Below are 6,573 nucleotides of genomic sequence, written 5' to 3'. Positions count from 1 at the left end.
AGAGCCGGCCGCTGGCCGGCTGCTCTCCGCACTACCAAGCTGCCGGCCAGCGGCCGGCACTACCACCACGCGTCAATCATCGACGATGCGGCCATCCGCCATGCGTCAATCGCCGACGATGCGCCCATCAACCACCCGCGCCACCTGCTGGCCAAACACCGCCACGTCCTGCGGATCGTGGCTGATCAGCAGCAGCGGAATACCGGTTTCATCCAGCACGGTTTCCAGCTCCTGCCGCAGGTGCTGGCGCAGGTCGTGGTCGAGCGCTGCGAACGGCTCGTCCAGCAGCAAGGCCTGCGGCCGGGTCACCAGCGCTCGTGCCAACGCCGTACGCTGGCGCTGGCCACCGGATACCTGTGACGGCAGCAGATCCGCCACATGCTCGATACGGAACGCCTGCAGCCACTGCTCAACTGCCTCGATACGGGTCCCGCGCTGCGGATTCAACCAGCCCCGCTGCAGCCCGAACGCCACGTTCTGGCGCACGCTCAGATGCGGGAACAGCGCGTAATCCTGGAACACATATCCCAGGCGACGACGCTGCGGTGGCAGATCAATCCCAGCACCTGCATCGAACAGCGCCTGCCCGTGCAGGCGCACATGTCCATGCTCCGGGCGCAACAGGCCGGCCACCGCTTTCAGCGTCAGGCTCTTGCCGGCGCCCGAGGGCCCGAACAGCACCACCTGCCGCTGCGTGCATTGCAGTGCCACATCCAGTTCGAAGGTCTGGCCGGACGCCTGCAATCGTCGCTGCACCTGCAGGTCAAGCCACATCGCGCAGCTCCCGGCGGCGCCCGCCCACCAGCCGTGCGGCCAGCAGCAGGATCACGATGCATACCACCGACGTCAGGATCACCAGCGCATTGGCCTTGCCATCCTGCCCCGCCTGCACGGCTTCATAGATGGCGATAGACAAGGTCTGCGTGCGGCCCGGAATGCTGCCGGCCACCATCAGCGTGGCGCCGAACTCACCCATCGCCCGTGCGAACGCCAGCAGCAGGCCAGCCAGAATTCCGCGCCATGCCAGCGGCAGGGTAATGCGGAAGAACACCGCGGCTTCGGACACGCCCAGCGTGCGCGCGGCCTGCTCCAACTGACCATCCACTTCTTCGAATGCGGCGCGCGCCGGCTTGAACACCAGCGGCAACGACGCTACCGCGGCAGCGATCACCGCCGCCTGCCAGGTAAATACCAGATTGATACCGAACCACGACTGCAGCCAGGCACCGATCGGGCCATTGCGCCCGATCAGTACTAGCAGGTAGTAGCCCAGCACCGTCGGCGGCAGCACCATCGGCAGGGTCAGTATCGAATCCAGCAGCTCCCGGCCGGGAAAGCGCCGTCGCGCCAGCAGCGCGCCAAGTGCCACGCCTGCCACAAGGTTGATCGCGGTGGCCCAGCCGGCCACCTTCAACGACAATCCCAGTGCGCTCCAGTCCAGGTCCATCCGTCAGGGCTTGCCGAACCCGTGCTTCTGCAGGATCGCCTGGCCCTGCGCCGAGCGCACGAACGCCGCGAAGCGCTTGGCCTCCACCGGCTGCGTGCTGGCCTGCACCACCGCGAGCGGATAGGCGATGCGCCCGGCAACCGGAACGTCGAACGCGCGCCGCACGCGATCCGGCATCGCCTGCGCGTCGGTAGCGTAGACAAAGCCCGCATCCACCTCGCCCCGTGCCACGTAATCCAGCGACTGCCGCACGTTCTGCGTACTGATCACCTTGCCCTGCACTGCCGGCCACAGCTTTGCGGCCTGCAGCGCACCCTGCGCGTAGCGGCCCACCGGCACGCTGTCCGGGTTGCCCAGTGCAATGCGCTGCACGCCGGCACCCGCCAGATCGGCCAGTGCGCGCGGCGGCGCCTTCGCCTGCGGCGGCACCACCACCCACAGCGCGTTCACTGCGAAGATCGCACGCGTACCCGCTGCCAGCAGCTTCTGCTGCGCCGCCTGGTCCATCGTTGTTTCATCAGCCGAGGCGAACACATCCACCGGCGCGCCCCGCGCGATCTGCTGCAGCAGCACGCCGGATGCAGCAAAGTTGAAGTCGACCTTGCTGCCCGGGTTCGCCTTCTCATAGGCGGCGCCCAGCTCGCGGAAGCTCTCGGTCAGGCTGGATGCCGCCGACACGGTCAGGTTGCCGGCCCACGCAGGCAGCGTGACCAGCAGACCCAGAAACACCATTGCGCATCGCTTCATCGTCGCCTCCCAGGTCAGGTTCAATCGGGGTCGTTCTCATCTGCAACGGCCAGCGCCGCCAGCCGGTCGGGTTGCAACAGCAGGATCTCGCGCTGCTTCACCGCAATCACGCCGTCATCGCTCAACCGCCGCAGCACCCGACTGGCCGTCTCCGGCGCCATCCGCAGATAGTTGGCGATCTCGGTGCGGGCCATGGTCAGGTTGAAGCGGGTCGCAGAAAAACCACGCCGTGCATAACGGGCCGACATATCCAGAAGGAACGCGGCCATCCGCTCTTCGGTGCGGTGGTTGGCCGCCAGCGTGGCAACCTTGCCGATCTCCGCACTGAGCAGGCTGAACAGCTTTGCCTGCAGCCCCGGCATGCGGGTGGCCAGCAGGCTCAACTTGGGGAACGAGATACGGCACAGGTGCACCGTATCCAGAGCCACCGCATTGCAGGGGAAGCGCGAGCCATGAATCGCGTTGAGCCCGATCACCTCGCCCGGCAGCGCAAAGCCCAGCACCTGTTCGTTGCCCTGACTGTCATCGACGAAGGTCTTGACCATGCCTGCGCGCACCGCCGCGATGGAATCGAAAGCCTCTCCCGCGCGGAAAATGTAGTCGCCCGCATGGAACGGCCCTACGTGGTCAACCAGCACATGCAGTTCGCCCAGCGCCGTCTTGTCATAGCCCTGCGACATGCACGCATCGGAGAAGGCACAGGTGCTGCAGAAATGCAGCGCATCGCCATCATCGGCGGCGGCGGGATTCGGCGTGGTGCGGCCGGGTCTGGCCTGGGAAGGCGGAGTCGAAGACATCGGGACAGCACTCAAGCGATGGCGGCCGCCGGCCGGAAGCATGCGGCCATCATACGCCACAGCAACCGCCCTTCCTCGGCCAGGCGAAGCACGCGGCCGTCCCAGCGCGCCCAGCCACGCGCGAGCAGCGGTGCGAGTGCGGGCAGGGTCTCGGCGAAGCATTCATCGAACGGAACATCATTGCGCCACTCGAAGGCGGCAGCATCCAGCGCATGGTCGCAGGCGATGCTCTGCGCGACCTCGGCGGCCAGACGTTCCTGCTCGGACAGGATCAGGCCCGCGGCCACGCCCACATGCCCCGCCTGCAGGCGGGCCTGCCAGCACTCCAGGTCATCCTCCGTCCGGTAGAACACCTCACCGACTTGGCTGCACGCCGCCAAGCCGATGCCGATGAAATCGCTGCGATCGCGGCGCGGTATGCCGGCCAGATCGCAATGACGCTGACCGTCGCCCGGGCCGTTCGGATCCGGCAGGTCGCCGCGCTGATGATGGTCGCCACCGATACCCACATAGCCCGCCTCGCGCAGCAATCGCCACGCCTGCAACCAGCGTTCCGATGAGGGATGCTCAGGCAGCGCGCATGGCGCCGGCAGCAGCACGCGCTCGGGCGCATCTGCCAGCACGGCCTGCAATCGCCCGATGAACCCAGCATCCTCCGCCGCAGGTACACGCAACTGGTAGTAGCGCGCGGTAAAGCCCGCGTCGCGCGCCTGCGCCAGCACTGCCGGGCCCGGTGCATCGGCGCGATCGATCACGTTCAGCCGTGTGCAGCCCACCGCGCGCAGTTGTGCCGGCGCCACGGCGCTGCCGGCATCCAGCCGTACCTCCACCTGCGGCCGGGCCACGGTGCGCAGGTGCCGCGGCACTGCATCCAGCAACTGCCCCAGCAGCGCTGGCGGCAGTGCTTCGGCAAGGCCCAGCTGCAGCACCATCGCCACCACCTCACGGTCCTCGGCCAGAGTATCAGCCTGCAGGCGCAACGCGGCCAGCAACGTGTCCAGATAGCGTTCGGCCGGCACGTCGCGGCCCATGCGGCCGGTCTGGAAACCCAGCGTCAGCCCACGCGGAATCAGGTGCTCGTTGCTGGCGCGCACGGCGGCACGCCAGCCGCTTTCACCGAAGCCGGCACTGAACTGGTCGGGCGGCGGAAACAGCACGTGGCGGGGTTGCCGCAGCAATGCCGCCTGCAGCGCCGTGTCCTCGCTCGCATCAACATGGAAGCTCATGACGGTCATCCTCGCGCGTTCCTCTTCGCACAGCCCTGATTGAAATCAAGCGTGGCGCATTGCGTTGCTGGTGCCGGCCAGCGGCCGGCACTACCGTTCAGGTGCCGCGCGCACGATCGACCGCCGCCGCATCGATGGCCTCCGGCAGGTCGGTCTCGCGATCGATCTGCGGGAAGTGTCGACGCTCCATCCTGCGGATGGCGAAATGCATCCATGCCAGCGCGGCGGACACCACCACGAACAGCAGCATGAAACAGCTGCTCCAGATACCCAGCGCGTCGTTCAATGCACCGAACACGATCGGCAGGATGAAGCCACCAAGGCCACCGATCATGCCCACTACGCCGCCCACCGCCCCCACGTGCCTGGGGTAATACACCGGGATGTGCTTGTAGACCGCAGCCTTGCCCAGCGACATGAAGAAGCCCAGCACGAACACAAGCACGGTGAACATCACCACGCCAATGGCCAGGTGGAAGTGGATCGGACCATGGATGCCCTTCACCACGTACTCGGTATCGGGGTAGGCCAGCAGGAACGTACAGATGGCCGACACACCGAAGGTCCAGTACATCACCCGGCGCGCTCCCATCCGGTCCGACATCCAGCCGCCCACCACGCGGAACAGGCTGGCCGGGATTGAATAGCACGCGGCCAGCATGCCGGCGGTGCCGACGTCCATGCCGTACGCACCCACCAGGTAATGCGGCAGCCACAGCGCCAGGGCCACGAAGCCACCGAACACGAAGAAGTAATACAACGAGAACCGCCACACCTGCAGATTCTTCAACGGTGCCATCTGCTCGGCGAACGGCACCGGCTTCACCCCGTCACGGCGGCGCTGCTCCAGCGAGGGGTCTTCCTTGCTGAACAGGAAAAACAGCACCGCCGTGATCGCCAGTGCCACTGCCCACACTTTGGCCACCATCATCCAGCCCGCCGCCACCATCACCATCGGCGCCAGCAGTTTGGTGACTGCCGCACCGATGTTGCCGGCACCGAAGATGCCCAGCGCGGTGCCCTGCTTGCTGGCCGGGAAGAACTTGGACACGTAGGCCACGCCTACCGAGAAATTGCCACCGGCAATGCCCACGCACAACGCGGCGAACAGGAATTGCGGGTAGGTGTGCGCGTAGGTCAGCATCCAGGTGGCGACCGCGCCGCACAGCATCACCAGCGCCATCACCTTGCGGCCACCGAACTGGTCGGACCAGATGCCCAGGAACACACGGCTGACCGAGCCGGTCAGCACCGGGGTGGCGATCAGCAGGCCGAACTGGGTGTCGGTCAGGCCCAGCTGCTCGCTGATCTGGATACCGATGATGGAAAAGATCATCCAGACCGCAAAGCACACGGTGAACGCGAACGTGCTCAGCCACAGCGCACGCTGCTGCTGCCCGGCACTGGCGGGGGCAAGGGCCTGGTTCATGCAACCTCCTTCCTCAAGAGTGGGTCAGCCGATTTCGGCTTCGGCTTCGATCTCATCCAGCCCGCGTACCGGGTAGCGCTCCTGCAGCTGCAACAGGTAGGCCTGCACTTCGCGCTGGCGCACCTGCAGCTCCAGGTAGTCACGGATCTGTGGCAGCACTGCGTCGAACGGCAGCGGCTGCCCTTCCTCGCGCCCATCGATGCTGACCACGTGGTAGCCCCAGCGTGATTCCACCGGGAAGCCGGCCAGGCCCTCGCGCAGGCGGAACACCTGGCGATCGAACTCCGGCGTGGTCTGCCCACGCTGCAGCCAACCCAGGTCACCGCCCTCGCTGCTCGACGGGCAGCGCGAATGGCGCAGGGCGAAGTCGGCGAACAGGTGCGGCGCTTCCTTCAGTTCATTGGCCAAGCGCTCGCCCTCGGTGCGCGCCTCCAGGCGCCCGGCCACATCATCGGCCGGCGCGGCCAGCAGGATATGGCGCAGGCGCACGCGGTCCGGCGAGCGGAATCGTTCCGGGTTCTGTTCGAAATACCGTTGGCAGTCCTCGTCGGTCGGCACCCGGTCTTCAATTGCGTCTTCCAGCAGTTGCTGGATCAGCACTTCCTCATCGCTTACCCGGCCGCCGGCTGGCGCCAGCAGGCCCAGGCGCTGTGCTTCCAATCGCAGCAGTTCACGCACCACCAGTGCGCGTGCCGCCTCGGCACGCGACTGTTCCGGGCGCAGCGCCCGATGGTGTTGCATCTCGCGGGCGATGTCGGCCTCGCTGATCGCCGTGTCCTCCACGAACAACCGGCACGGTGCCGGTTGCCCAAGCGAGCGCGGACCCTGCTCTGCCCCGTCATGCTGGTGCTGGTGGGCCTCGGCCGGAACAGGCTGGGTGGAATCGATCACGGTGATCGGCAGGAACTTCGGCAGGCTGCCCATGGC

Annotated in this window: 7 protein-coding genes; all 7 read right to left on the bottom strand. The window is 66.8% G+C overall.

Annotated elements, in window-relative coordinates; translation table 11 throughout:
• Positions 1–105 precede the first annotated feature (105 nt).
• On the bottom strand, positions 106–774 hold the full coding sequence (locus tag ACFX4F_RS08110) for a sulfate/molybdate ABC transporter ATP-binding protein (protein ID WP_380653983.1): 669 nt from the start codon (positions 772–774) through the stop codon (positions 106–108).
• Positions 764–1,447: a molybdate ABC transporter permease subunit gene (modB, locus tag ACFX4F_RS08105; protein WP_089235839.1), complete on the bottom strand. Its 684-nt coding sequence runs from the start codon at positions 1,445–1,447 to the stop codon at positions 764–766. The genes ACFX4F_RS08110 and modB overlap by 11 nt, the downstream gene beginning before the upstream one ends.
• 3 nt (positions 1,448–1,450) lie before the next feature.
• Positions 1,451–2,179: a molybdate ABC transporter substrate-binding protein gene (gene modA, locus ACFX4F_RS08100; RefSeq protein WP_380653979.1), complete on the bottom strand. Its 729-nt coding sequence runs from the start codon at positions 2,177–2,179 to the stop codon at positions 1,451–1,453.
• A gap of 35 nt (positions 2,180–2,214) precedes the next feature.
• Entirely contained in the window at positions 2,215–2,991 is a 777-nt protein-coding gene (locus ACFX4F_RS08095; protein WP_089235841.1) for a helix-turn-helix domain-containing protein, read from the bottom strand.
• 11 nt (positions 2,992–3,002) lie between these two features.
• Positions 3,003–4,217, bottom strand: coding sequence for a coproporphyrinogen III oxidase (locus ACFX4F_RS08090; protein WP_099818787.1), 1,215 nt, complete (start codon positions 4,215–4,217; stop codon positions 3,003–3,005).
• 97 nt (positions 4,218–4,314) lie between these two features.
• Entirely contained in the window at positions 4,315–5,646 is a 1,332-nt protein-coding gene (locus ACFX4F_RS08085) for a nitrate/nitrite transporter (protein ID WP_089235842.1), read from the bottom strand.
• 24 nt (positions 5,647–5,670) lie between these two features.
• Positions 5,671–6,570: a peptidylprolyl isomerase gene (locus tag ACFX4F_RS08080; RefSeq protein WP_099818662.1), complete on the bottom strand. Its 900-nt coding sequence runs from the start codon at positions 6,568–6,570 to the stop codon at positions 5,671–5,673.
• Between the last annotated feature and the right edge of the window lie 3 nt (positions 6,571–6,573).

This window comes from Stenotrophomonas sp. YIM B13575, from assembly GCF_042787595.1.
Classification (GTDB): domain Bacteria; phylum Pseudomonadota; class Gammaproteobacteria; order Xanthomonadales; family Xanthomonadaceae; genus Stenotrophomonas; species Stenotrophomonas lactitubi_B.
Note: the sequence above shows the minus strand (reverse complement) of the source record. Positions and strands in the feature narration are given on the sequence as shown.

Excerpts from the sequence above, each read along its gene's own strand:
- ACFX4F_RS08110 (WP_380653983.1), bottom strand. The coding sequence starts at position 774 with ATGTGGCTTGACCTGCAGGTGCAGCGACGATTGCAGGCGTCCGGCCAG.
- modB (WP_089235839.1), bottom strand. The coding sequence starts at position 1,447 with ATGGACCTGGACTGGAGCGCACTGGGATTGTCGTTGAAGGTGGCCGGC.
- modA (WP_380653979.1), bottom strand. The coding sequence starts at position 2,179 with ATGGTGTTTCTGGGTCTGCTGGTCACGCTGCCTGCGTGGGCCGGCAAC.
- ACFX4F_RS08095 (WP_089235841.1), bottom strand. The coding sequence starts at position 2,991 with ATGTCTTCGACTCCGCCTTCCCAGGCCAGACCCGGCCGCACCACGCCG.
- ACFX4F_RS08090 (WP_099818787.1), bottom strand. The coding sequence starts at position 4,217 with ATGAGCTTCCATGTTGATGCGAGCGAGGACACGGCGCTGCAGGCGGCA.
- ACFX4F_RS08085 (WP_089235842.1), bottom strand. The coding sequence starts at position 5,646 with ATGAACCAGGCCCTTGCCCCCGCCAGTGCCGGGCAGCAGCAGCGTGCG.
- ACFX4F_RS08080 (WP_099818662.1), bottom strand. The coding sequence starts at position 6,570 with ATGGGCAGCCTGCCGAAGTTCCTGCCGATCACCGTGATCGATTCCACC.